Consider the following 24437-nt stretch of genomic DNA (forward strand, 5'->3'; position numbering starts at 1 on the left):
AGCACTTGATCGGCGATCTGCTCGACACTGCCGATGAATGCGAACGGCGTCTCCAGGAAAAGACTCACGGCCCCGTCGATGCCGGGCAGTCGCCCTACTTCGGCCGCGCCTCGGCCGGGGCCGCTACGGGAAGCGAAGCGACATAGGCGGCCGTGGCGCGCCCCGCGGCGAGCAGGGGTTCGGCGCTGCGCTGGCCCCTGGCCAGGAGGAATCCTCCTTCCAGCGCCGCCAGCAGCGCGTACATCGCGGCACGGGCGTCGGCATCGGACAGTCCCCTGCTCGCCAGGTAGCGGCCACCCTCGTCGATCCAGGACGCGATCACCTCGTCCGCGACCTCGCGCAGCTGCGGCTCGACGTCTGCGATCTCGCCGGTGACGGTGCCGACCGGGCACATGTTGGCCCAGCCCGTCTGCGCCAGGTCCTCGGCCGCGGCGGCGAACGCCGCCTCGATTCCGGTCGCCAGGTCGGCGTGCCGGTCCAGCAGGAGCGGCAGCAGCTCCATGTAGGTGGCGCCGGTCTGGCGCAGCGCCGCGGCCGCGACCTCGCGCTTGCCGCCCTTGAAGTAGTGGTAGATCGAACCGGTGGGCGCCCCCGATGCCTTGGCCAGTTGCTGGATTCCGGTGGCGGCATAGCCCTGCACCCGCAACAACTCCGCCATCGCGTTCACGATTCGCTGGTCCGTCTTCACCCGAGCATGGTAGAACGGTCTCTCTAGAATGATCGTTCTAGGAGGTGGCATGCGCAGCATCGAACTGCCGGCGGGCATCGTCGAGTACGACGAGACGGGATCCGGGCCGCCGGTTGTCCTGCTGCACGGGCTCCTGATGGACCACACCGTGTGGGATCGCGTGCTCCCGCTGCTGCCCCGCGGCCTGCGGATCGTGCGGCCGGTGCTGCCCCTCGGCGCGCACCGGCGGCCGATGAACCCGGGCGCGGACCTGACCCTGGCCGGTCAGGTGCGGGTGGTGGCCGACTTCCTCGACGCGCTGGACCTGGACGACGTGACGCTCGTGCACAGCGACTGGGGCGGCGCGCTGCTGCTGACCGCGCTCGGCCTCGACCACCGCGTGGCGCGCCAGGTCTTCCTGCCGTGCGAGGCCTTCGACAACTTCCCGCCCGGGCTTCCGGGCACGATGGTGAAGATCGCGAGCCGGATTCCCGGCGGCCTGCAGTTCGCGGCGCGCCAACTCCGGGTGAGCCGGTTACGCGGGCTTCCGCTGCTGTTCGGCCAGATGGCGCGGCGTCCGGTCCCGGACGACCTCGTCCGGCGCTGGACCGAGCCCCTGCTGCGCAACCCGGGAGTGCGCCGCGACCTCCTCGCCTACTGCCGGGGCCCGTTCGACGGGCCGAGCCTCATCCGGGACACCGAGGCGTTGAGCCGGTTCCAGGGCGAAGCGCTCGTGCTGTGGTCTCCGGACAACAGGGTCATGCCCCCGGAGCACGGCCATCGCCTCGCCGCGCTCATGCCTCGCGCCCGCTACGCGGAGGTGCCCGGCGCGTACGTGCTTTCGATGCTCGACGAGCCCGAAGCGGTCGCCCGCGAGCTCGGCGAGTTCCTCATCTGAGCCGTTCTTGCGATCGCACCAACGGTTTCGGCTTCACACCACGACGACCTCGGCGCCCGGCAACGCCCGGAACGGCGCCAGGTCGTCGTCGGTGGCGCCGCTGTCGGTCACCAGCGTCCAGGTCGCCGGCAGCGGAGCCCAGGCGTTGAACGGCGCCGCGCCCAGCTTGCTGCCGTCCGCCAGCACGTAGACCTCCCGGGCGCGGGCCATCATCTGCTCCTTCAGGCGGGTCTGCAGGAGGCTCGCCTCGCAGATGCCCAGCCGCGGATCCAGGCCGTCCGCGCCGAGGAAGACCTTGTCCGCGGTGAGCCGCGACAGGGTGAGCTCGGCCAGCGGCCCGACGAATCCCTGACTGATGTGCCGCATCTCCCCGGCCAGCGCGATCACCTGCACCGCATCGGCGTCGGCCAACTCGGTGAGCACCGTGATGCCGTTGGTGATCACCGTCAGCCCGGCGCGGTCGCGCAGGTGGTGGGCGAGGCGGCCGGTGGTCGTCCCGGCGTCCAGCAGCACCGTGTCCGGCGCGCCGATCCGCTCCGCCGCCCACCGCGCGATGCGGTCCTTCTCCGCGGTGGCCAGCGCGGTGCGCTGGCCCAGCGACGGTTCGGTCGCCGTCGCTGGCATCGCGCCGCCGTAGGTGCGGGCCAGCTTGCCCTGCTCGGTCAGCAGCGAGAGGTCGCGGCGGATGGTGGACTGGGTGACCGCCAGGGATTCCGCGAGCTCCTCCACCTGCACCGCGCCCTGCTCGGTCACCAGCCGCTCGATCAACGCGCGCCGCTGGCCCGCGGACATCCGCTGCCCGAAATCAGTGTTCACCCCGCCATCCTCCCAACAAGGAAATTCTTGGTAGCAACTTGCGTAGCGGTGCGGGTAGCGGAACCTCAGATGCCGTCTCGACTCCGGGATCCCCGACTTATGTATGTCCAATACGCGGCGCTGGGGCTGTCCTCGCGAGATAGCCCGGGGTGCGGGGTGTCCCCGCAGGACACCGTTGAGAACCCACGGCGGTGCAAACTGAGTCCCACACCGCAAGCGGCTAACGCCGCTTACAAAACAAACCACGCTCAGGGGCGGCGGGCGAGTGCCGCGCCCTGACGCAGGGCCTCGACCATGCTGCCCGCCTCGGCCTGGCCGGTGCCCGCGATGTCGAAGGCGGTGCCGTGGTCCACCGAGGTGCGGATGACCGGCAGGCCCACCGTGATGTTCACCCCGGCCTCCAGGCCGAGGATCTTCACCGGCCCGTGCCCCTGGTCGTGGTACATGGCCACCACCAGGTCGAAATCTCCCCGCCCGGCGCGGAAGAACACCGTGTCGGCGGGCAGCGGCCCCTGCGCGTCGATGCCGTCGGCGCGGCAGACCTCCAGCGCCGGGACGATCTTCTCCTCCTCCTCGCCGCGGCCGAACAGCCCGTTCTCGCCGGCGTGCGGGTTGATCCCGCACACCGCGATCTTCGGCTCGGCGACGCCGGAATCGACCATCGTGCGGTGCCCGCGCCGGACGGTGCGCTCCACCAGGCCCGGCTCGATGCGTTCGATGGCGTCGACCAGTCCGATGTGGGTGGTCACGTGGATGACCCGCACCTTGCCGGTGGACAGCATCATCGACACCTCCGGAACGCCGCACAGCTCGGCGAGCAGCTCGGTGTGCCCGGGATAGCGGTGGCCCGCGGCGTGCAGCGCAGCCTTGTTCAGCGGCGCCGTGCAGATCGCCTGCACCTCCCCGGCCATCGCCAGCTCGGCGGCCTTCGCCACGTACCGGTAGGCGCCCTCACCGGCCACTTCGGACAGTTCGCCGAACGGCAGGTCCGCCGGGATGATCCCGAGGTCGAGCACGTCGATCACGCCCGGCTCGCCGGTCGCCTGCGCGGGCGAGTCGACGGTCTTGAACCGCACGTCGACGCCGCAGATCTCGGCGGCCCTCGCCAGGCGCGCGGCGTCGCCGACCACCACGCAGCGGGCCAGCCCGCGCACCTCCGGCTCCACGAGCGCGCGCACGACCACCTCTGGTCCCACGCCGGCCGCATCGCCCATCGTGACGGCAATGGTGGGCAGGTTCATCCGAGCCCCCTTCCGGAACGCACCGCCGCGATGGCCCGGTGCAGAGTCTCCGGCGTGCCGAAGCCGCCGGCCTTGGTGATGACGTAGCCGGGCTGCGGCTCGGTGCGCGCGAGCACCACGCCCGGTTCCAGCTCGTTGAGCAGTCGCAGGCCCGTGACGCCGCGCCTGCTGAGCACCGCGCGAGCGGTCTCGCCGCCGGTGAGCACGAGCAGCTCGGCATGTTCCGCCGCCGGTGCGCAGACTTCGGCCAACGCCGCGTTGACCCGGCGAGCCGACGTGGCGTCGACCGGGCCGTCCACCGTGACGACGACGTCGCCGGTGGCCAGCTCGTCGCGCAGCTGCTCGGACATCCGCGCCAGGGCGGTGGCGTTCGCGTCGAGCAGGTTCCGCACCGGTAATCGGCGGACGTGCGGGAGCCGCTCGGCCAGGAAGTCCGCCTGCTCGCGCGAGACGTCGTTGGCGCTGCCGATCACCGCCAGCGCGCGGCCGCCGACCGGCCGCGGAGGCTCGACCTCGCGCCCCGGTCGCAGCTGCTCGGCCAGCGCATCCGCCAGCCCCGCCGAGCCCACCCAGTGCGGTTGCCGGGCACCTGCCATCCCGGCCGTCACCACGGCCCGCAGGTCGTTTTCGGCCACGGCGTCGCAGATCACGACATCGGCCTCAGCGAGCAGTTCGGCGAGCTTCGCCCGCAGCGCCGCGGCGTTGCCGCGGATCGACGCGAGCGCCACGTGCCGCACCACCAGTGGCTTGAGCGCCGAGGCGATGTCGACCGGCGGATCGGCGACCTCCGCGGTCCAGGAACCGGTGTGGTGCAAGGCGATTCCGCCGATGTGGACGACGCCGCCGAGCACCGTGCGCCCGGTCGCAGGGGATGCCGGGCACAGCAGCACTCCGGCGCCGTCGGCGTGCTCGACGATCGCGCCGATCTCGGCGGCGAGGTTCCCGCGCAGGGTCGAGTCGATCTTCTTGAACACCACCCGGCCGGCGGCGTGCCCGCGCAGCGCCGTCGCTACGCGCTCGGCCGCCTGCGCCGGTTCGAGGTGGCGGCTGTCGGTGTCGGCGACGAACACCTCGGCGTCGCCGGTGTCGTCAAGAGCCAGCAATGTGCGCATTTCGCGCAACGCGAAGGGGACGCCGGAGTCACCGGCACCGCTGAGGTCATCGGCCACAACCAAGACTCGCGATCCCATGATCACCTGCTCTTCCGCTCAACGGAACCCATCCGGCCGCCCGCGTCGCGCGGCCGGCGCCGCGAGCTACACCATAGTGATCGCTGCGCGAATCACGCAATAGTGCGCAGGTCGATGACCACAACGCGCAGGTCTCGAAAACCGATTGCCCCGCGATCCGGACTTCTGCTGAAATCCCGGCGAACCGACGAAGGAGATGACCCCAGATGCGCCGAGCTGCCCTGGCCACCCAACAGGCAATGGCCACCCATGCAGAGGACATGAAGCTCAGTGCACACGTTGAACCTGGGGATCCTGGCGCACGTCGACGCCGGTAAGACGAGCCTGACCGAGCGGCTGCTGCACGCCGCCGGTGTCATCGACGAGATCGGCAGCGTCGACGACGGCAGCACGCAGACCGACTCGCTCGCACTGGAGCGGCGGCGCGGCATCACGATCAAATCCGCGGTGATCTCGTTCGTCGTCGACGACATCGCAGTGAACCTGATCGACACGCCCGGCCACCCGGACTTCATCGCCGAGGTGGAACGCGTGCGGGGAGTGCTCGACGGAGCCGTGCTGGTGATCTCCGCCGTCGAGGGCGTGCAGGCCCAAACCCGCATCCTGCTGCGAACCTTGCGGCGGCTGCGCATTCCGACGCTCATCTTCGTGAACAAGATCGACCGCGCCGGCGCGACGTACGACCGTGTGCTGCAAGGCATTTCCGAGAAGCTGACGCCAGCGACCGTCCCTATAGGACACGTGCGCGATCCCGTCACGCGCAACGCCGATTTCACGCCGTTCGACGGCGCAGATGCCGAATTCACCACCAGGTTGACCGACGTGCTCGCAGAGCACGACGACGAGTTCCTGGCTGAATACCTCGATGCCGGGACAACGCTGCCGCACCAACGGATTCGCCGGGAGCTCGCCGCGCAGACCAAGCGGGCGCTGGTGCATCCGGTGTACTTCGGCTCCGCGGCCACCGGTGCGGGCGTGGGCACGCTGATCGCCGGGATGAGGGAATTCCTGCCGACGTCCGATGGCGCCGCCGACGGGCCGCTTTCCGGCACCGTGTTCAAGGTCGAGCGCGGCCCCGCCGGGGAGAAGATCGCTTACGTGCGGATGTTCTCCGGCACGCTGAGCACGCGCGATCGGCTGCGATTCCACGGCGACGATGCGGCGAAGGTGACCGCGATCAGCGTCTTCGACCGGGGCGGCGCGACCCGCCGGGCATCGGTCGCGGCCGGTCAGATCGGCAAGCTCTGGGGCCTCGCCGACGTCCGGATCGGCGACCCGGTCGGCGAACCCCGCGCCGGGACGAACCACCGGTTCGCGCCGCCGACGCTGGAAACCGTGGTTTTTCCGCGCCGCACGGCCGAACTCGGGGCGCTGCACCTCGCGCTCACCCAGCTCGCCGAGCAAGACCCGCTGATCGACCTGCGGCAGGACGACGTGCGGCAAGAGATCTCCGTCTCGCTCTACGGCGAGGTCCAGAAGGAGGTCATCCAGGCGACGCTGGCCGACGAGTACGGCATCGACGCCGGGTTCCGGGAAACGACCACGATCTGCATCGAGCGCCCCACCGGCACCGGCGCGTCGACCGAGATGATCGGCAAGGGCGACAACCCGTTCCTCGCCGGGATCGGCCTGCGGGTGCAGCCGCACTCGGGCGTGGACTTCCGGCTGGAGATCGAGCTCGGGTCGCTGCCGTCGGCGTTCATCAAGGCGGTGGAGGAATCCGCGCGCGAGACGCTGCGCCAGGGCGTCTACGGGTGGAACGTGACCGACTGCCTGGTCACGATGACGTACTCGCACTACCTGGCCCGCCAGAGCCATTCCCGCGGCACCTTCGACAAGACGATGTCCAGCACCGCCGGCGACTTCCGCAACCTGACGCCGCTGGTGCTGATGAGCGCACTGCGGCAGAGCGGCACGGAAGTGTCCGAGCCGATGCACCGCTTCCACCTGGAGCTCCCGGCCGGTGTGCTCGGCGCGGCACTGCCCGTGCTCGCACGGCTACGCGCTGCTCCCCGGACGACGACGATGCGCGGCGGTTCGTCGTGCGTGCTGGAGGGCGAGATCCCGGCGGCGCGGGTGCACGAACTGCAGCAGCAGCTGCCGGGGCTGACGCGCGGCGAAGGCGTGCTCGATTCCACTTTCGACCGCTACGAACCGGTCCGCGGCGCGATCCCGACCCGACCCAGGACGGATCACAATCCGTTGGACCGCAAGGAATATCTGCTGCGACGGCGCGTGATCGGGCGCTAGCGACCGGCCGTGTGCTCCGCCACACGGCCGGGCGCTTCCACTGTGGTCGCACGCGGGTGCGGTATAGTTCTCGTTTCGGCGGCGGGCTTTTTCCGCGCGGCAGTTGCCCGGACCGCCAGCATCGAGGTTCGACGGGACCTCAGGCCGCGATCTCCGACAGGAAGAGCCTCCACCAGCCTCCACCTCTGCGCCCGCCGTCGCACGCGCCTCCGCGCGTCCGGGTCCGCGGCGCTTCCCTCAACTCTTCCCTGATCGGGCCGCAGCGTCGGATACGCGCGCCCGGAACGGGTTCCGAACCTTCCTCTGGAGTCGACCTAATGGCACGAGCCAGCACTCCCACGCCTCCGGCCAACCGGCTGGGCGCGGTCTTCTACACATCGGTGGCGCTATGCGCCCTGTTCGTGCTCTGGGCCACGCTGTTCACCGACAGCCTCGACGCGGTCACCGGCGCAGCGCTGAACTGGATCACCGGCACGTTCGGCTGGGTCTACCTGGTCGCCAGCCTGGCGATGCTGGGCTTCCTGGTGGTGCTGGCCACCAGCCGCTTCGGCCGCATCCGGCTGGGCGCCGACACCGACCGCCCGGAGTTCAGCACGCTGAGCTGGCTGGCCATGATCCTGGCCGCCGTGATGGGCATCGGCCTGGTCTCCTACGGGGTGTCCGAGCCGATCAGCCACTTCGTGACCCCGCCGCACGCGCTGGCGCAGCCGGGCACCAAGCACGCGGCCGTGGTCGCGATGCAGTACTCGTTCTTCGACTGGGGCCTGCACGCCTGGGCGATCTTCGCGGTGTTCGGCATCGCGCTCGGCTACTCCACCCACCGCAAGGGCCGCAAGGGCCTGGTCAGCCCGATGCTGCGGCCGCTGCTGGGCGACCGCGTCGAGGGCCCGCTCGGCAAGGCCATCGACGTGCTGGCGATCTTCGCGACGCTGTTCGGTACGACCACTTCGCTGGGCCTCGGCGCGCTGCAGATCAACGGCGGCCTGTCCCGGCTGTTCGGCGTCTCGGGCGGCACCGGCACGCAGATCCTGATCATCGCCGTCGTCACGCTGCTGTTCACCATCTCGGCGATCACCGGGCTGCACAAGGGAATCCGGTTCCTCAGCGAGACCAGCATGGGCCTGGCGGTGCTGCTGTTCGGCTTCGTGCTGCTGCTCGGGCCGACCGGTTTCGTGCTCAACCTGCTGGTGGAGTCGCTCGGCCAGTACGCGGGCGACTTCATCCCGATGAGCCTGCGCACCGGGATCTTCGGCGAGCTGGAGTGGATGCAGAGCTGGACGTACTTCATGCTCGCCTGGTGGATCTCCTGGGGCGCGTTCGTCGGCGTGTTCCTGGCCCGCATCTCGAAGGGCCGCACCATCCGCGAGTTCGTGATCGCCGTGCTCGGCGTGCCCAGCGCGGTGTTCTTCCTCTGGTTCACCGCCTTCGGCGGTTCGGCGATCTTCGAGGACGCCTTCCGCGGCGGGCAGGTGGCGCAGGCCGCCGCGCAGGACTCCAACAACGCGATCTTCGCGATGCTCGAGACACTGCCCTGGCCGACGGTGACGTCGCTGATCGCGATGGCGCTGGTGCTGCTGTTCTTCATCTCCGGCGCGGACGCCAACACCTTCGTGCTCAGCATGCTGTCCTCCGACGGCCACCCCCGGCCGCGGACGTCGGTGCTGGCGTTGTGGGGCGGGCTCACCGGTGTGACCGCGATCGTGCTGCTGGTCGCCGGCGGGCTCGACGCGTTGCAGAACACGGTGATCGTCACGGCGGCGCCGTTCGTGCTGGTGATGCTCGCGCTGGCGGTCTCCCTGTGGCGGGAGCTGCGCCAGGACCCGCTGGTCGCGACGGTGCCGGAGAAGAAGGAACCGGTGGCGGTCGGAACAGTGCCGAAAGACCCGGAAGTGTGACGTTCGTCGTCCGCCGGAGGCCCGCCGGGGGCTGTGGAACGCCCCCGGCGGCACACCGGCAACAGCCGCCCCGGCCGTTGCCGGGAACGACGGCCCCGGGCCGCCAGCGGGGCTTCCACCGGCGGTTATGGTGGTCGGCAACAGCCTGCGAGCTATCAGAGTTGGGACACCGCCATGGCTGATCCACACGGCATCGACCACTTCGACGCGACGTTCGCGCGCGACCTCGCCTGGGCCCAGAAGCTCCGCGAGCAGCTAGCCGAGATGCCGACGATCGAAGAGCCGGAGCAGGTCGACTGACTCCTCAGTCCTCGGATTCGGGGGCGCGGCCCGCCGGCAGGTGCTCGGCCAGCAGCTCCAGGAGCTTGCCGACGTCGACCGGCTTGCTCAGGCACTCGTTGGCGCCCGCCGCGATGCTCGCCTCCCGGTCGCCCTTCATCGCCTTCGCCGTGATCGCGATGATCGTCAGGTCCCGGTGGCGCGGCATCTCCCGGACGATCCGGATGGTGGCGTTGCCGTCCATCTCCGGCATCATCACGTCCATCAGCACGATCACGATGTCGCCGTGCTGCTGCAGGGCGTTGAGCCCGGCCAGCGCGTTGTCCGCGTGCACGACCTGCAGGCCGTGCTGCTCCAGGAGCAGCGTCATCGCCTGCACGCTCCGGTAGTCGTCGTCGACGACCAGCACCTTCTCCCCGTTGAACTGCAGTGACACGTGTTCCTCCGGCTCGCCGGGGCGCAGCATGTGCTGGTGGCCTTCCTGCCGGATCAGTTCGGTGGACCGCATCGGCGGGTCGATGCCCTCGGCCGACACGTCGAGGTGGGTCTCCGCCGCGCTCGGCGCGTAGGGCCGCAGTGGACGTTCCGGCTCGGCCACCGGCTCGACGAGCTCCGCGGGCCTGCCCAGCGGCGGCTCGACCGGCAGGTACAGCGTGAAGGTGCTGCCCTCGCCGGGCTCGCTCTGCACCTGGAGTTCGCCGCCGAGCAGCGTGGTCAGCTCGCGGCTGATGGACAGCCCCAGGCCGGTGCCGCCGTACTTGCGCACCGTGGTGCCGTCCACCTGCTGGAACGCCTCGAAGATCAGGTTCAGCTTGTCGGCCGGGATGCCGATGCCGGTGTCGCGCACCGAGAACGCCAGCCGCTGCCGGGCGTGGCGCAGCGCCAGGACGTGCACCTCGGCGGGCTGCGCCGGGCGGATCCGCAGCTCGACGCCGCCCCGGTCGGTGAACTTCACCGCGTTGGACAGCAGGTTCCGCACGATCTGCTCCAGCCGGTTGCGGTCGGTGCGCAGGCTCGACTGCACCGACGGTGCCACGGAAACCTTGAAGTCCAGGCCCTTGTCCGCGGCCAGCGGCCGGTACAGCGACTCCACGTGCGCGGCGAGGTCGGCCAGCTCGACGTCCTCGGGCAGCAGGTGCATCTGCCCGGCCTCCACTTTGGACAGATCCAGCACGTCGTTGATCAGCTGCAGCAGATCGGTGCCCGCCTGGTGCACGGTCTTGGCCAGGTCCACCTGCTGCGAGGTGAGGTTGCCCTCCATGTTGTCGGCCAGCAGCTTGGCCAGGATCAGCACGCTGTTCAGCGGGGTGCGCAGCTCGTGCGACATGTTGGCCAGGAACTCCGACTTGTAGGCCGAGGCCTGCGACAGCTGCCGGGCCCGCTCCTCCAGTTCCTGGCGGGCCTGCTCGATCTCGATGTTCTTCAGCTCGATGTCCCGGTTGCGGCTGGCCAGCAGCGCCGCCTTCTCCTCCAGTTCGGTGTTGGAGCGCTGCAGCTCGGTCTGCTGCTGCTGCAGCTGCTCGGAGCGCGCCTGCAACTCCCTGGCCAGGTGCTGGGACTCGGCCAGCAGCGCCTCGGTCCGCGAGTTCACCACGATCGTGTTGACGTCGACGCCGATGGTCTCCTTCAGCCGTTCCAGCAGGTCCAGGTGCACGGGGGTGAACGTGTTGACCGACCCCAGTTCGATCACGGCCAGCACCTCGCCCTCGAACAGCACCGGCACGATGGCCACGTTGGTGGGCGCGGCGCCGCCGAGCCCGGAGCTGATCCGGATGTAGCCCGGCGGCGCGTCGGCGACCAGGATCGACTTGCGGTCCGACGCGACCTGCCCGACCAGCGACTCCCCCAGCTCGAAGCGCAGCGGCGGGCGGCCGTTGCGGTCGCTGGGGCGGCCGTAGGCGGCGGTGCGCTCCAGGATGCTGCGGCCGTCCTCCCCCGGCCGCCGCAGGAAGAACGCGCCGTACTGGGCCGACACCAGCGGCGCCAGCTCGGTCATGATCAGCTGGGCGAGCGCGTCCAGATCGTGCTGGCCCTGCATCAGCGCCGAGATCCGGGCCAGGTTCGTCTTCAGCCAGTCCTGTTCCTGGTTGGCGTTGGTGGTCTCCTCGAGGTTGCTGATCATGGCGTTGATGTTGTCCTTGAGCTCGGCGACCTCGCCGGAGGCGTCCACGGTGATCTGCCGCGTCAGATCTCCCTCGGTGACCGCGGTGGCGACCTGCGCGATGGCGCGCACCTGAGTGGTGAGGTTGAGGGCCAGCCGGTTGACGCTCTCCGTCAGCCGCCGCCAGGTGCCGGAGACGTCGGCGACCTCGGCCTGCCCGCCGAGCTTGCCCTCGGTGCCGACCTCCCTGGCGACCCGGGTGACCTCGGCGGCGAACGCCGACAGCTGGTCGACCATCGTGTTGATGGTGGTCTTGAGCTCCAGGATCTCGCCGCGGGCGTCGACGTCGATCTTCTTGGACAGGTCGCCGCGAGCCACCGCGGTGGTCACCTGCGCGATGTTGCGCACCTGGTTGGTCAGGTTGCGGGCCATGATGTTGACGTTGTCGGTCAGGTCCTTCCAGGTGCCCGCCACGTTGGGCACCCTGGCCTGGCCGCCGAGGATGCCCTCGGTGCCGACCTCGCGCGCGACGAGCGTGACCTGCTCGGCGAACGCGCGCAGCGTCTCGACCATCCCGTTGATCGTCTCGGCCAGCGCGGCGACCTCGCCCTTGGCCTCCACCATGATCTTCTTCGACAGGTCGCCGCCGGCCACCGAGGTCGCCACCTGCGCGATGCTGCGCACCTGGTTGGTCAGGTTGTCGGCCATGATGTTGACGTTGTCGGTCAGGTCCTTCCAGGTGCCCGCCACACCGTGCACCCGTGCCTGGCCGCCGAGCTTGCCCTCGGTGCCGACCTCCCGGGCCACCCGGGTCACCTCGTCGGCGAACGCGGACAGCTGGTCGACCATCGTGTTGATCGTGTTCTTCAGCTGCAGGATCTCGCCGCGGGCGTCCACGTCGATCTTCTGCGTCAGGTCGCCGCGGGCGACCGCGGTGGCGACCTGCGCGATGTTGCGGACCTGCACGGTGAGGTTGTTGGCCATGAAGTTCACCGATTCGGTCAGCCCGCGCCAGGTGCCGACCGCGCCGGGCACCTCGGCCTGACCGCCCAGCTGGCCCTCGCTGGCCACCTCCCGGGCCACCCGGGTGACCTCCTCGGCGAACGCCGACAGCTGGTCGACCATCGTGTTGATGGTCTCCTTGAGCTCGCGCGTCTCGCCGGAGACCTCGACGGTGATCTTGCGGGTCAGGTCGCCGGCGGCGACCGCCTTGGCGACGTGCGAGATGTCGCGCAGCTGGCCGGTCAGGTCGGCGGCCATCCCGTTGACCGCATCGGCCAGGTCCCGCCAGGTGCCCACCAGGCCCGGCACCTGCGCCTGGCCGCCGAGCTTGCCCTCGGTGCCGATCTCCCGCGCCACCCTGGTGATCTCCTGGGCGAACATCGACAGCTGGTCCAGCATGTCGTTGACCGCCGTGCTGAGCCCGGCCAGCTCGCCGGGCAGCGCCGCGTCCGCGGCGCGGCGCGGCATCCGCTGCGACAGGTCGCCGCGGGTCAGCGCCCCCAACACCCGGTTCAGCTCGGCCATCGGCGCCAGCAGGGTGCGGATCATCCCGTTCACCGAGTTCGCGGCGACCGTCCAGCCGCCGCGCGAGGAGCCGTCGAAGTCGATCTGCGGGATCGGCCAGTCGCCCCGCTCCGCGGCGACGCCGACCCGCTGCAGCTCGCCGATCAGGAACTGGTTGCGCTCGGCGAGCTCGTTGAACACCGTGGCGATCTCGGTGGCCAGCCCTCCGCCGGAGAACACCAGGCGGCGGCGGAAGTTGCCGTCCCGCAGTTCGCTCAGCCCGATCAGCAGGCGCGTCAGCAGCGCGTCCTCTCTCACCGGCCCGGCGAGGTCGAGCTCCGCGGACGGGACGTCCGGCGGCTGTGACGACATGACGGCCTCCGCCCCGCTCAGCGCTTGCCGCGCGAATCGCGGTCCAGCCGCAGCTCGGTGGCCAGCACCGCGGCCTCGCTGCGGTGTCGCATGGCCAGCTTCGCCAGCATCTGGGACACGTAGTTCTTGATGGTCTTCTCGGCGAGGAACATGCGGCTGGCGATCTCCCGGTTGGTGAGCCCCTCGCCGATGAGTTCCAGCACCTGCCGCTCACGGGCGGTCAGCTCGCGCAGCGGGTCGGTCTGCTGCTGTTCCCGGCGCAGCCAGGCCAGCATCGCCTCGGTCTTCTTGGGGCTCAGCAGCGACTGCCCGGCCCCGGCTGTGCGGATCGCGGTGACCAGCTCCTCGCTGACCACGCCCTTGAGCACGAACCCGGCGGCGCCGGCCATGATCGCGTCCATCAGGGCGTCGTGGTCGTCGAAGGAGGTCAGCATGAGGCAGCGCAGCGCGGGCAGCTGCGACTGCAGTTCGCGGCACAGCTCGACGCCGTTGCCGTCGGGCAACCGCACGTCCAGGACCGCGACCTGCGGCTGCGCCTTCGGCACCCAGGCCAGCGCTTCGGCGACGGTCGCGGCCTCGCCGACCAGCTCCAGGTCGTCCTCCGCAGCCACCAGCGCGGCGATTCCCCGCCGGATCACATCGTGGTCGTCGACCACGAACACGCGTGTGGTCATCTGGTATTCCCGCCCCCTTCGCCCGGAACTCGTAGGGAGGGCACTGACCAGGATAAATAGCCCCACTGCGGGGCGCTGGCCGGAACTCGCCGAAGAGGGGCGACCGCCGGCACCCGGCGTGGGCCGGGCGCCGGCGAGGGGCTTCACTTCATCGCGTAGACGCTCTCCACGAAGTGCGCCAACTGCTCGTCGGTGAGGTGCCGGGCGAGGTCGGCCTCGCTGATCATGCCGACCAGCCGGTGGTCGGCGATCACCGGCAGCCGCCGGATCTGGTGCTCCTCCATCATGGAGAGCACCTTGCCGACGTCGGAGCCGGCATCGACCCAGTGCGGCTTGCCCTGGGCCAGCTCCCCGGCCTTCATCTTGGCGGGGTCGCGGCCTTCCGCGCAGCAGCGCAGGACGATGTCGCGGTCGGTGATGATGCCGTGCAGCCGGTCGTCCCGGCCGCAGATCGGCAGCGACCCGACCTTGAGGTCGCGCATCATCTGCGCGGCCGTGTACAAGCTGTCGTCCTCACCGATGCATTTCGCCCCTGCATGCATGATGTCGCGCGCAGTGGTCATGGCTGATCCTTTCGACTGCGGTGCTGGGCTGCCCTCGCACTACCCGCCCCGGTCCCCGGCGAAACCGCAGCAGGGACCGTGCCCGCGGTCCACCCAGGGCGGCGGGGCGGACGCACGACGGCGCGGCTCGCGCCGCCGACACCCTCCGGCACCTACCGGCAGATCAGTCCACTGTGGTCGTTAATCGAGTCGCGAATCGTCGGCATGCCAGCAAGATTCCCGGTCGCGACGGCGAATGCAGGACGTCCGAGCCGGCATCGGGGCCGTGAGTCTTTTGGGCTGCTATAGCGACCCAAAAGACTCACGGCCGATGACCGGCGCAACCCGCACATCGCGAAACTCCAGCCACACCGCCGATCATGGCCGGCTCCGTCAGTACTCGTGCATGTACCGGTCGAACGCGGCATTGGCCGCGGCCCACTCGTGGGTGATCAGCTCGGTCGGCACGTCCGGTCGGGGTTCGGCGTCCACGGTGACGACGAACCCCGGCTCGGAGACCCGGCGCCGCAGCTGCACCAGGCACCCACCGGCGGAGCGGCCGAACCGCTCCCCGTTGTCCTTGGACTCGACCTGCCCCGGCCGCAGGGCGGACAGGTCGTCGTTCGGGTTTTCCGCCATGCGCCCGTTGTAGCCCAATCCGGCAACCCCGGCACGCCGTTCACCGCCTCCCGGCCGATTCGAACAGGCGTGCCCGCGCCGCTCCGGAAAACCCGAGATCGGCGCCGCGGCCCGGCACCGCGATTAAACTGCGTCGCGAAACGCGCGAGGTCCGGGGGGCAGATGGCCACGAATTCCAGCACCGCCAGCGCCGCGGAAACCACGGATCGCATCCCCCGCGCCCTCCCGCCGTTCGCCCGCTCCGCGGTGCTCGCCACCGCCGCGTCGATCCTCGCGCTCCTGCTGGCCCTGACGACCCGCTACGACTACGTCACCGACGAGCTCTACTTCCTGGCCGCCGGAAAGTTCTACCCCGCCTGGGGATACATGGACCAGCAACCGCTGGTCCCGTTCCTCGCCGCGTTCCTCGACTGGGCGTTTCCCGGTTCCCTGTTCGCCTTCCGGCTGCTCCCGGCGATCACCACGGCACTCGGCGCGATCGTCACGGCGCTCATGGCCCGGGAGCTGGGTGGGAACCAGCGGGCGCAGGTCCTCGCCGCGGCGGCCTATCCGCTCTCGCCGTGGATCCTGCTGAACGGCCACTGGCTGACGGCGTCCACAATGGAGCTCCTCGAATGGACGGCGATCCTGTGGCTGCTGATCCGCTGGGCCCGGCTCAAGCACGGCGGCATCGACCGCGACCGGCTGCTGCTCGGCATCGGCCTGATCACCGCCTTGGCGGTGCAGACGAAGTTCCAGGTGCTCGTGCTGATCGCGGCGCTGCTGCTGAGCATCGCGATCACCGGCCCGAGGTCCCTCTTCGCCCGGCCGATGCTGTGGCTAGCCGCCGCGATCCCGCTGGTCACGGCGATACCGACGCTGTGGTGGCAGGCCCGCAACGGCTGGCCGGCCCTAGCGATGGGCACCGCGGTGAACAACGAGAACGACCGGCTGCTCCTGGTGCCCATCTCCCTGTTCTACGCGGGCCTGGTGGTGGGTGCCGCGTGCTGCTGCTACGGCGTCGTCCGGCTCCTGCGAGCCCCGGAGCTGCGCCCGTTCCGGTTCCTCGGCTGGACCGCGATCGCGGTGTTCCTGTTCTTCCTGGTCGCCGGTGGCCGCCCGAACTACGTCGCGGGCCTGTTCGGGCTGCTGTTCGCCGCGGCGGCCACCGGCTTGCAGCGCCGCACGGGAAAGCTGCTGTGGCCCGCGTACCTGCTCTCGGCGATCCTGCCGCTGGCGTTGCTACCGATCTACCCGCTGGGCTTCCTGGCCCGCCACGCCGAATTGCCGAGCTACGTCCGCCTCTACGAGACCGGCTGGCCGGAACTCACCGAAGCGGTCGCCCGCGCGTACCGGGAGCTGCCGGCCGAGCAGCAGCGCCGCACGGCGATCATCGCCGAGAACTACTACCTGGCCGGGGCGCTCGACGTCCTCGGCCGGAAGGCCGGCCTGCCCCGCGCCTACAGCCCGCACCGCGGCTACTGGTTCTTCGGCGCACCACCGGAATCCGCCGACACCGTGCTCTACGTCGGGAACAGGAACCGGCTTTCAGTCCACTTCGGACGATCACGGGAACTCGGCGAGGTCGAGACGGGCCTGGTGAACGTGGCGCAGGGCAACACGATCACGCTCTACCAGGGCCCGAAGCAGCCGTGGCCCGCACTATGGCCGCGAATCCGCACCATCTGACGCTCACCGCGGGCCCCAGGGACCGCCGGGCCGCGGGCCATTCGGCCCCGGCGGCTGCGGCGGACGCCCCGGCGGCCGGTGCCCGCCCGCCGGCTGCGGGCCGCCGAAGCCCGGCGGTCGCGGCTGGTAGGCCGGCAGCTGCCCCGCCGCCAGCCGCGCGGGCGGAGTGAAGAAGCCCGACTGCTCCTGGCGCGCCCACGGCGGCGGGGGCGCCTGCGGCATCCGCCGGAAGAAAGCGTCCCGCGCAGCCCGCATCAACCCCAAGATGGCCTCCCGCCTGGCGAAGAACTTCTCCGGCGGGATCGTCTCCTTCTCGGCGTGCGCGTGCAAGAGTGCGAGTTCGGTGGCCGCCAGCTGGTAGTCGCCCATCGCCCGCGCCCCATTCGCGCCCGCCTGCGTGCGCGCCCAGTGCCTCGCCTGCCGGCGGCCGGCGAGGCTGCCGAGCATCTGCACGTCGCGGGGCTGCACCAGGCCGCTCGGGATGTAGGCGGGCAGGTACTTGCGGATCAGGTGCACCAGCCGCTTGCGGTCCAGCACCAGGATCACGACCAGCGCGATCAGCACCAGGAACTGCACCAGGTACGCCACCACCATGCCCGGGAAGCCGGCGAACGTGAGGCTGCCGTTCCACAGCGCGTGCAGGAAGACCGCCCCGCACCAACCGCCGACAACGGCGAAGAACCGGCCCACGCCGCGGTGCGTCGCGGCGTAGGCGACGCCGAGCCCGGTCATCGCGGTGTACATCGGGTGCCCGAGCGGCGCGATCACGCCGCGGATCAGCACGGTGCCCCAGATCTCGCCGGTCTCGGCGCCCAATCCCTGCATGTAGTAGAGGACGTTCTCGACCAGCGCGAAGCCCAGCCCGCACATCCCGGCGTAGACGATCCCGTCGGTCGGCCCGTCGATCTCGTGCCGCCGCACCCACAGCAGGTACAGCAACAGCGCGCCCTTGAAGCTCTCCTCCACCACCGGCGCCACGATCGACACCGTGATCACCGAGGCGGCCTCCGCGCCCAGCGCCGGCGCCATCAGGATCTCGCTGCCGGTGTTCACGACCAGCGCACCGATGATGGCCACCCCGGCGCCCCAGCCGAATGCCAGCCACAGGTTGAGCTGCGGCTCCGGCTCCAACCGGTCGATGAGCAGGATCAGCCCGATGAGCACGACCGCGGTCGGCAGCGCCAGCGCGGTGCCGATCACCACGTTCACCGGCCCGCCCTGGAGCAGGTAGAAGGCCAGCGCCAGCAGCAGGCAGAAACCAGACGCCACCAGGCCGATGATCAGCGGTATCGGCGCGCGGTTGGTGCTGCGGCCTTCCAGGACGGACCGGGGACTGAGTGCGGGCATGCCCGCGAGCGTATGAGACGCCCCGCCGCCCTGCCCCGGGTACCGCGATCTTGCCGGAAATCGGCGCTTGCTACCAGCACTCCTTCGCGGGTGAGGGCGCGCTGCTTCGCGGGTGAGGGCGCGCTGCCGCAGTTCGATCTCTGCTACGCAACGAGAAAGCCTAGAACGCCGGTCGATGGCTCTCCGTGTACGTCCACGGCCGGACGCGTTCCAGCTCCCTGCCCAGGCGGAAGACCGTGGCGTCGTCGTAGGTGTGGCCGACGATCTGCACGCCTGTGGGCACGCCGTTGTCGCCGTGGCCGCTGGGCACGGCCAGCACCGGGCACCGGTTGTTCATGTTGAACGGGATGGTCATGGTCGCGTCGGAGAACCGGGCGAAGCGGTGACCGTCCACTTCGAACTCGCCGATCAGGTCGTCGCCGGCGGGCAGTGCGGGAATCGCCGCGGTCGGGCACAGCAGGGCATCGAAACCGGACATGGCCTCGGCGAGTTCGCGCTGCATGCGGGTTTCGATCCGCAGGCCGTCGAGGAAGCGGCCGTTGCCCGCGGCCTTGGCCGCCCAGCCCAGGAACGCCGCGGTGTAGGGCGCGACGAGGTCGCGCTGGTCGCCGACGACGTCCTGCACCAGCGCCCCGAAGATGGTGCCGAAGTGCGCGGCCGTGGCCCGGCCGATCTCCGCGCGGGTCCAGGGCAGCTCGATCTCCTCGACGACCACCCCGGCCTGTTCCAGCGCCGCGGCCACCGCGCGCGTGTTGCGTTCGACGTCCGGCTTGACGTCGTGGTCGCCCAGCCGCACGCACAGCGCCACCCGCATCCCGGCGGCCGGCTCGTACTCGGTGGGCAGGGTGATGCGGGGCCGCAGCGACGTGTGGTCGCGCGGATCCGGGCCGATCAGGGTGTTGGCGAACAGGATCGTGTCGTCGACGGTGCGGGCCAGCGTGCCGTCGCCGCGGTAGAAGTCCATCGACAGCGGCGGGGTGCCGGGGATCCGGCCGTAGGGCGCCTTGAACCCGACGGTTCCGGTGAAGGAGGCGGGAATCCGGGTGGAGCCGCCGATGTCCGACGCCGTGGCCAGCAGCGCCGTTCCGGAGGCGAGCGCGGCGGCGGACCCGCCGGAGGAGCCGCCGGGCGAGTAGTCCGGGTTCCACGGGTTGCGGGTGACTCCCCACATCGGCGTGTGGGTGAACGCGGAGATGCTGAACTCCGGGGTGGTGGTGCGGGCGTGGATGATGCCGCCCGCGTCCAGGATCCGGTCGATGACCGGGGCGTTCTCGGCGGCGACGTTGCCCTTGTTGATCAACGAGCCCTCGGTCAGCGACTTACCCGCGATGGCGTGCTTCTCCTTGGCCGCCACCGGAATACCCTCCAGCGGCCGGGGCGCGGGTCCCTTGCCCAGGTACCGCGTCTCGGCCTGCCTGGCCGCGTCCAGTGCCTCGTCGAAGAGCCGCTCGGTGAACGCGTTCACCTTCGGCTCGACCTGCTCGGTGCGCTCGATCAGCGCCTGCAACAACTCCACCGGGGATAACGCACGCTTGGCGAACAACGCGCGCGCTTCGGTCGCACTGAGGTAGATCAGCTCCGACATGGCACTCCTCAAGTTTCAGTTGTCCGCCGGTCACTCCGGCCGTGAGTCTTTCGGGCGGCGGTGGCTGCCCGAAAGACTCACGGCCGCTGCTCAGCTGTTCTGCGGGAATCCGAGGTTGACGCCGCCGTGGGACGGGTCCGGCCAGCGCGTGGTGATGACCTTCGTGCGGGTGTAGAACTGGATGCCGTCCGGGCCGTAGGCGTGCGCGTCGCCGAACAGCGAGTCCTTCCAGCCGCCGAACGAGTAGTACGAAACCGGCACCGGGATCGGCACGTTCACGCCGACCATGCCGACCTCGACCTCCTCGCAGAACTGCCGCGCCGCGCCGCCGTTCTCGGTGAAGACCGCCGTGCCGTTGCCATACGGGTTGTCGTTGAGCACCTCGATCGCCGAGTCGTAGTCGGGCACCCGCAGCACCGACAGGACCGGCCCGAAGATCTCGTCGGTGTAGATCGACATGTCGGTGCCCGCGCGGTCGAACAGCGTTGGCCCGAGCCAGAACCCGTCGTCGCCGCCGTCGACCCGCACGCCGCGCCCGTCCACCACCAGCTCGGCGCCGGCTTCGACACCGGCGTCCACATAGGACGTCACGCGGTCCCGGTGGGCGGCGGTGACCAGCGGGCCCATGTCGCAGCCGCGGCGCCCGTCGCCGACGCTGAGCTTGGCCATCCGCTCCGCGATCTTGGCGACGAGCTCGTCGCCGACCGGGTCGACGGCGACGACCGCGGAGATCGCCATGCACCGCTCCCCCGCCGAGCCGAACCCCGCCGACACCGCGGCGTCCGCGGCCAGGTCGAGGTCGGCGTCTGGCAGCACCACCATGTGGTTCTTCGCCCCGCCGAGGGCCTGCACCCGCTTGCCGTTGCCGGTGCCGGTCTCGTAGACGTAGCGCGCCACCGGCGTGGAGCCGACGAACGACACCGCCTTCACCGTCGGATGCGCCAGCAGCGCGTCGACCGCGACCTTGTCGCCGTGCACCACGTTGAACACGCCGTCGGGCAGCCCGGCCTCCTGCCACAGCCGCGCGATGAAGTTCGCCGCGGACGGGTCCTTCTCGCTGGGCTTGAGCACCACGGTGTTGCCGCAGGCGATGGCGCCCGGCACGAACCACAGCGGCACCATGGCCGGGAAGTTGAACGGCGAGATCACCCCGACGACGCCCACCGGCTGCCGCACCGAGTGCACGTCCACGCTCGTCGAGGCGTTCTCCGAGAAGCCGCCCTTGAGCAGGTTCGGGATGCCGCAGGCGTACTCGACGTTCTCCAGGCCGCGCTGCACCTCGCCGGCGGCGTCGGAGACGACCTTGCCGTGTTCGGCGGTGATGATCTCGGCCAGCTCGCCTTTGCGCTGGTTGAGCAGCTCGCGGAAGGCGAACAGCACGTTGGACCGCTTCGCCAGCGACGTGCGCCGCCAGGTCTTGAGCGCCTCGGCGGCCGCCGCCACCGCTGCGTCCACATCGGACTCGGCGGCGAACGCGACCCGCTTGGTCGCCTGCCCGGTGGCGGGGTCGAAGACGTCCCCGCTGCGCTGCGGGGTCGCGTCGTCGGACTTGCCCGCGATCCAGTGCCTGATCAGTTCTGTCATCGGTGGAGCTCCTGGTCGGCCAGCGTGATCGTGTCGGTGAGGATCTGCAGCGCCTGTGCCGCTTCTTCCTCGGTCAGCGTCATCGGGGGTGCGAGGCGCAGGACGTTCCCGTGCAGCCCGCCCTTGCCTACCAACAGCCCGTGTTGCTTCGCCAGTTCCATCACCCGCGTGGCCGACGCGGCGGCGGGCGTGCGGGTGCCGGGTTCGACGAGCTCGACGCCGATCATCAGTCCCTTGCCCCGCACGTCGCCGATCAGCGGGCACCGCTCGGCGTGCGCCCGCAGGCCGTCGAGCAGGCGGGTGCCGAGCTTCGCGGCGTTGCCCTGCAGGTCGTTGTCGAGCAGGTAGGCCAGGGCGGCGCCGGCGCCCGCGGTGGAGATCGGGTTGCCGCCGAAGGTGGAGATCGAGTTGGCGGTCAGGCAGTCCATCAGCTCCGCCTCGGCGACCACTCCGCCGATGGCCAGCCCGTTGCCCAGGCCCTTGGCGAAGGTCATCGCCGCCGGGACCACGCCGTGCGCCTGGATGCCCCAGAAGTGCTCGCCGGTGCGGCCCCAGCCGGTCTGCACCTCGTCGGAGATCAGCAGGATCCCGTACTCGTCCAAGACCTCGGCGAAGGCGCCGAACAGCCCGTCTGGCGGGGTGGCGAAGCCGCCGACGCCCTGGATCGGCTCGGCGATCATGCAGGCCACGTCGCCTGCGGTGGTGGTCTCGATGACCTCGCGCAGGTCCTCGACGCAGGCGGCGATGTAGTCGGCGTCGGAGAGGTCGCGGAACGGGCTGCGGTAGCGGTATCCGCCGTGCACGTAGCTGACCTTGACCGGGGACAGCGAGCTGGCCGACCAGCCGCGGTTGCCGGTCACGCCGAGGGTGCCGAAGGCCCGCCCGTGGTAGGAGTTGCGCAGCGCGAGGACCTGGTTGCTGCGCCGGTACTGGGTGGCGAGCATGAGCGCGGTCTCATTGGCCTCGGTGCCGGAGCTGGTGAAGAACACCTTGGGGTTGGCCAGCCCGGACAGCTCGCCGATCCGCTCGGCCAACTCCACCTGCTGCCGGATCAGGTAGAGCGTCGAGGTGTGCAGGATGCCGGTGTCGACCTGGCGGCGGATCGCGTCGCTGATCTCGGCGACGTCGTAGCCGATGGCGTTGGTCAGGATCCCGGCGAAGAAGTCCAGGTAGGTGTTGCCGTCGGAATCGGTGACGTGCCTCCCCTCGCCCGCGACGATCTCGAGGGGCTCGTCGTAGTAGAGCGCCAGCCAGCTGGGCAGGGCGGCGCGGTGCCTGGCCAACAAGGATTCCGTCATCAGCGTCCTCTTCTCTCCAGACGTGGCCGGTTTCGGCGGTCGGTGTGCCACTGCGGCCAGTCTCGTCGGCCGCGGCGGCCGCTTCCACGGACAACCTGTACTCATCTGGCCCGCCGGGTATTACGGTTTGTGCACCATGGATGCCGCGATGAAACCGATCTCGCCGGACGTGCTGGCGCTGCCGACCGTGTCCGAGGTGCTGGAGCTGCCGGTCCTGCGGCGCGGCAAGCCGCGGGTGGTGGCCGGCGCTTCCGGCCTGGACGGGCGGGTGCGCTGGGTGCACGTCGCGGAGATCGCCGACATCGCCCCGCTGCTCAGCGGCGGCGAGCTGGTGCTGACCACCGGCATCGCGCTCCCCGAGGATCCCGCGCGGCTGGTGCGCTACGTCGACGAGCTCGCCGCGGTCGGCGCGTGCGGGCTTGTCGTGGAGCTGGTGCGCCGGTGGCGCGACCGGGTGCCGACGGCGCTGGTGGACGCGGCGCACCGGCACGACCTGCCGCTGGTGACGCTGTCGGAGGAGACGAAGTTCGTGGCCGTCACCGAGGCGGTGATCGCCCGGATCCGCGACGCCCAGCTGGCCGAGCTGCGCGCGACGCACGCCATCCACGAGACGTTCACCGCGCTGACCACCTCGGGCGCCGAACCCGCGTCGGTGCTGCGGGAAGCGGCACGGATCGCCGGCCGCCCGGTGGTGTTGGAGACGCTCGCGCACCAGGTGCTGGCCTACGACTCGGCGGGCCAGGACCCGGTGGCGCTGCTGGCGGAGTGGGCAGAGCGCTCCCGCTCGGTGGTGCAGTCCGGCCGCACCTCCTACAACCCGGACCAGCAGTGGCTGACCACCGTGGTCGGGGCTCGCGGGGATGACTGGGGCCGGCTCGTGATGCTCGGCCCGGAGCCGCCGCACCGGCACGTGGTGGTCGCCGAACGGGCGGCGTCGGCGCTGGCGGTGAACCGGCTGGTGACCCGCGACCGGGAGAGCCTGGAGCGCCAGACGCACCGCACGCTGATCACCGAGCTGCTCGCGGGCAACGCCGACACCGCCGACCTGGCGGCGCGGGCCGCGGGCGTCGGCGTGCCGCTCGACGGGCCGCTGGTGGGCATCGCGGTCCGCCCGCACACCACGACGACGGTCGCACCGGCGCTGGAAACCCAGCAGGTGCTGCGGGATCTCGCCGAGGCGACGGCACTCGCCGCGCGCAAGGCGAAGCTGCCGGTGCTGGTGGGTGTCGTCGACGACATCACCGTCCAAGCCCTGGTGGCGCTGCGAACACCCGACGCCGACGCCGTGCTGACCCGCCTGGCGGCGGATGTCCGCCGGTCCGCGGGCACGCATTCGCTGCAGGTGGTGATAGCGGTCGGCAGCGTCGTCGGCTCGATCGCCGGGGCGCGCCGGACGCTGACCGAGGCGGCGCAGGTCGCGGAGGCGGCGTTGCACATCGACGACGGCGGCCGAGAATTCCACCGCCTGGACGACGTGCGGCTGCGCGGGCTGTTGCACCTGCTGCGCGGCGACGAGCGCCTGATCGCGTTCGCAGAACGAGAGCTGGGGCCGATCATGTCCAACGAAAGGCTGCTGGACGCGCTGCGATCGCTCTGCCGCCACGGCGGGAACAAGTCCGCGGCAGCCACGGCGGCACACCTTTCCCGAACGGCCTACTACGCCCAACTGGCACGCATCGAGCAGCTACTGGGAGTCTCACTGAGCGCCCCGGAATCCCTGGTGTCACTACACGTCGCGCTCCTCGCCCGAGACCTCCACAACAGAACGTGAAGCCGGGGCCGCAACTTCCGGGCTTCTCCGAAACCCGCAACGGGGCCAGTACAAGGTTTTCTCGGCGCTGACCTTCGAGAACCACCAGCCCGGCGTGCTCGAGGTCGTCTTCAG

The 24437-nt window shown here is 70.6% G+C and carries 18 protein-coding genes; 6 read left to right on the forward strand and 12 right to left on the reverse strand.

Annotated elements, in window-relative coordinates:
* Positions 1–94: 94 nt before the first annotated feature.
* Positions 95–688 (reverse strand): TetR/AcrR family transcriptional regulator, encoded by a 594-nt coding sequence (locus AB0I53_RS28490; RefSeq protein ID WP_358609350.1) that lies wholly within the window; start codon positions 686–688, stop codon positions 95–97.
* Positions 689–737: 49 nt separating this feature from the next.
* On the opposite strand from AB0I53_RS28490, the gene AB0I53_RS28495 reads away from it, so the two are divergent.
* The gene (locus AB0I53_RS28495) at positions 738–1565 is read left to right on the forward strand and encodes an alpha/beta hydrolase (protein ID WP_358609353.1); all 828 of its coding nucleotides are present in this window, start codon (positions 738–740) and stop codon (positions 1563–1565) included.
* Positions 1566–1598: 33 nt separating this feature from the next.
* Here the strand turns inward: AB0I53_RS28495 and AB0I53_RS28500 are convergent, their stop codons facing one another.
* The 3 genes from AB0I53_RS28500 to AB0I53_RS28510 all read right to left on the reverse strand — a co-directional run bounded on the left by AB0I53_RS28500 (position 1599) and on the right by AB0I53_RS28510 (position 4812).
* Positions 1599–2381: a DeoR/GlpR family DNA-binding transcription regulator gene (locus AB0I53_RS28500; protein WP_358609356.1), complete on the reverse strand. Its 783-nt coding sequence runs from the start codon at positions 2379–2381 to the stop codon at positions 1599–1601.
* A 248-nt stretch (positions 2382–2629) separates the two neighbouring features.
* Positions 2630–3622, reverse strand: coding sequence for a 4-hydroxythreonine-4-phosphate dehydrogenase PdxA (gene pdxA / locus AB0I53_RS28505; RefSeq protein WP_358609359.1), 993 nt, complete (start codon positions 3620–3622; stop codon positions 2630–2632).
* Positions 3619–4812, reverse strand: coding sequence for a four-carbon acid sugar kinase family protein (locus AB0I53_RS28510; RefSeq protein WP_358609362.1), 1194 nt, complete (start codon positions 4810–4812; stop codon positions 3619–3621). Before AB0I53_RS28510 ends, pdxA begins: the two co-directional genes overlap by 4 nt.
* Before the next feature lie 270 nt (positions 4813–5082).
* On the opposite strand from AB0I53_RS28510, the gene AB0I53_RS28515 reads away from it, so the two are divergent.
* The 3 genes from AB0I53_RS28515 to AB0I53_RS28525 all read left to right on the forward strand — a co-directional run bounded on the left by AB0I53_RS28515 (position 5083) and on the right by AB0I53_RS28525 (position 9257).
* Positions 5083–7062 (forward strand): translation factor GTPase family protein, encoded by a 1980-nt coding sequence (locus AB0I53_RS28515; RefSeq protein ID WP_358609365.1) that lies wholly within the window; start codon positions 5083–5085, stop codon positions 7060–7062.
* Positions 7063–7379: 317 nt separating this feature from the next.
* A complete protein-coding gene (locus AB0I53_RS28520) occupies positions 7380–8957 on the forward strand; it encodes a BCCT family transporter (RefSeq protein WP_358609368.1) in 1578 nt (525 codons plus the stop codon).
* A gap of 174 nt (positions 8958–9131) precedes the next feature.
* The gene (locus tag AB0I53_RS28525; RefSeq protein ID WP_263399570.1) at positions 9132–9257 is read left to right on the forward strand and encodes a hypothetical protein; all 126 of its coding nucleotides are present in this window, start codon (positions 9132–9134) and stop codon (positions 9255–9257) included.
* Between the two features lie 4 nt (positions 9258–9261).
* Here AB0I53_RS28525 and AB0I53_RS28530 read toward each other — a convergent pair whose 3' ends face one another.
* The 4 genes from AB0I53_RS28530 to AB0I53_RS28545 all read right to left on the reverse strand — a co-directional run bounded on the left by AB0I53_RS28530 (position 9262) and on the right by AB0I53_RS28545 (position 15070).
* Positions 9262–13215: a HAMP domain-containing protein gene (locus AB0I53_RS28530; RefSeq protein ID WP_358609372.1), complete on the reverse strand. Its 3954-nt coding sequence runs from the start codon at positions 13213–13215 to the stop codon at positions 9262–9264.
* 17 nt (positions 13216–13232) lie between these two features.
* Entirely contained in the window at positions 13233–13889 is a 657-nt protein-coding gene (locus AB0I53_RS28535) for a response regulator transcription factor (RefSeq protein WP_358609375.1), read from the reverse strand.
* A 143-nt stretch (positions 13890–14032) separates the two neighbouring features.
* Positions 14033–14452 carry a CBS domain-containing protein gene (locus AB0I53_RS28540; RefSeq protein ID WP_358609378.1) on the reverse strand — a complete coding sequence of 140 codons (420 nt, stop codon included), beginning with the start codon at positions 14450–14452 and terminating at the stop codon, positions 14033–14035.
* Positions 14453–14824: 372 nt separating this feature from the next.
* A complete protein-coding gene (locus AB0I53_RS28545) occupies positions 14825–15070 on the reverse strand; it encodes a hypothetical protein (RefSeq protein ID WP_358609381.1) in 246 nt (81 codons plus the stop codon).
* Between the two features lie 162 nt (positions 15071–15232).
* Here AB0I53_RS28545 and AB0I53_RS28550 point away from each other — a divergent pair, with 162 nt between their 5' ends.
* On the forward strand, positions 15233–16738 hold the full coding sequence (locus tag AB0I53_RS28550) for a glycosyltransferase family 39 protein (protein ID WP_358609384.1): 1506 nt from the start codon (positions 15233–15235) through the stop codon (positions 16736–16738).
* Between the two features lie 3 nt (positions 16739–16741).
* Here AB0I53_RS28550 and AB0I53_RS28555 read toward each other — a convergent pair whose 3' ends face one another.
* The 4 genes from AB0I53_RS28555 to AB0I53_RS28570 all read right to left on the reverse strand — a co-directional run bounded on the left by AB0I53_RS28555 (position 16742) and on the right by AB0I53_RS28570 (position 22552).
* Positions 16742–18085: a PrsW family intramembrane metalloprotease gene (locus AB0I53_RS28555; protein ID WP_358609387.1), complete on the reverse strand. Its 1344-nt coding sequence runs from the start codon at positions 18083–18085 to the stop codon at positions 16742–16744.
* A 160-nt stretch (positions 18086–18245) separates the two neighbouring features.
* Complete coding sequence (locus tag AB0I53_RS28560) at positions 18246–19670, reverse strand: amidase (RefSeq protein WP_358609390.1); 1425 nt, start codon at positions 19668–19670, stop codon at positions 18246–18248.
* A gap of 90 nt (positions 19671–19760) precedes the next feature.
* Positions 19761–21254, reverse strand: coding sequence for a CoA-acylating methylmalonate-semialdehyde dehydrogenase (locus AB0I53_RS28565; protein ID WP_358609393.1), 1494 nt, complete (start codon positions 21252–21254; stop codon positions 19761–19763).
* Positions 21251–22552 (reverse strand): aspartate aminotransferase family protein, encoded by a 1302-nt coding sequence (locus AB0I53_RS28570; RefSeq protein ID WP_358609396.1) that lies wholly within the window; start codon positions 22550–22552, stop codon positions 21251–21253. The genes AB0I53_RS28565 and AB0I53_RS28570 overlap by 4 nt, the downstream gene beginning before the upstream one ends.
* A 148-nt stretch (positions 22553–22700) precedes the next feature.
* Between AB0I53_RS28570 and AB0I53_RS28575 the strand changes: the two genes are divergently transcribed.
* A complete protein-coding gene (locus AB0I53_RS28575; protein ID WP_358609399.1) occupies positions 22701–24323 on the forward strand; it encodes a PucR family transcriptional regulator ligand-binding domain-containing protein in 1623 nt (540 codons plus the stop codon).
* Positions 24324–24437 lie beyond the last annotated feature (114 nt).

The sequence above is a fragment of the Saccharopolyspora sp. NPDC050389 genome (assembly GCF_040655595.1).
Lineage (GTDB): Bacteria > Actinomycetota > Actinomycetes > Mycobacteriales > Pseudonocardiaceae > Saccharopolyspora.

What these genes read in the sequence shown, in the direction of transcription:
- AB0I53_RS28495 (WP_358609353.1), top strand. Translation starts at nt 738, where the DNA reads ATGCGCAGCATCGAACTGCCGGCGGGCATCGTCGAGTACGACGAGACG.
- pdxA (WP_358609359.1), bottom strand. Translation starts at nt 3,622, where the DNA reads ATGAACCTGCCCACCATTGCCGTCACGATGGGCGATGCGGCCGGCGTG.
- AB0I53_RS28510 (WP_358609362.1), bottom strand. Translation starts at nt 4,812, where the DNA reads ATGGGATCGCGAGTCTTGGTTGTGGCCGATGACCTCAGCGGTGCCGGT.
- AB0I53_RS28520 (WP_358609368.1), top strand. Translation starts at nt 7,380, where the DNA reads ATGGCACGAGCCAGCACTCCCACGCCTCCGGCCAACCGGCTGGGCGCG.
- AB0I53_RS28525 (WP_263399570.1), top strand. Translation starts at nt 9,132, where the DNA reads ATGGCTGATCCACACGGCATCGACCACTTCGACGCGACGTTCGCGCGC.
- AB0I53_RS28530 (WP_358609372.1), bottom strand. Translation starts at nt 13,215, where the DNA reads ATGTCGTCACAGCCGCCGGACGTCCCGTCCGCGGAGCTCGACCTCGCC.
- AB0I53_RS28535 (WP_358609375.1), bottom strand. Translation starts at nt 13,889, where the DNA reads ATGACCACACGCGTGTTCGTGGTCGACGACCACGATGTGATCCGGCGG.
- AB0I53_RS28540 (WP_358609378.1), bottom strand. Translation starts at nt 14,452, where the DNA reads ATGACCACTGCGCGCGACATCATGCATGCAGGGGCGAAATGCATCGGT.
- AB0I53_RS28545 (WP_358609381.1), bottom strand. Translation starts at nt 15,070, where the DNA reads ATGGCGGAAAACCCGAACGACGACCTGTCCGCCCTGCGGCCGGGGCAG.
- AB0I53_RS28550 (WP_358609384.1), top strand. Translation starts at nt 15,233, where the DNA reads ATGGCCACGAATTCCAGCACCGCCAGCGCCGCGGAAACCACGGATCGC.
- AB0I53_RS28555 (WP_358609387.1), bottom strand. Translation starts at nt 18,085, where the DNA reads ATGCCCGCACTCAGTCCCCGGTCCGTCCTGGAAGGCCGCAGCACCAAC.
- AB0I53_RS28560 (WP_358609390.1), bottom strand. Translation starts at nt 19,670, where the DNA reads ATGTCGGAGCTGATCTACCTCAGTGCGACCGAAGCGCGCGCGTTGTTC.
- AB0I53_RS28565 (WP_358609393.1), bottom strand. Translation starts at nt 21,254, where the DNA reads ATGACAGAACTGATCAGGCACTGGATCGCGGGCAAGTCCGACGACGCG.
- AB0I53_RS28570 (WP_358609396.1), bottom strand. Translation starts at nt 22,552, where the DNA reads ATGACGGAATCCTTGTTGGCCAGGCACCGCGCCGCCCTGCCCAGCTGG.
- AB0I53_RS28575 (WP_358609399.1), top strand. Translation starts at nt 22,701, where the DNA reads ATGAAACCGATCTCGCCGGACGTGCTGGCGCTGCCGACCGTGTCCGAG.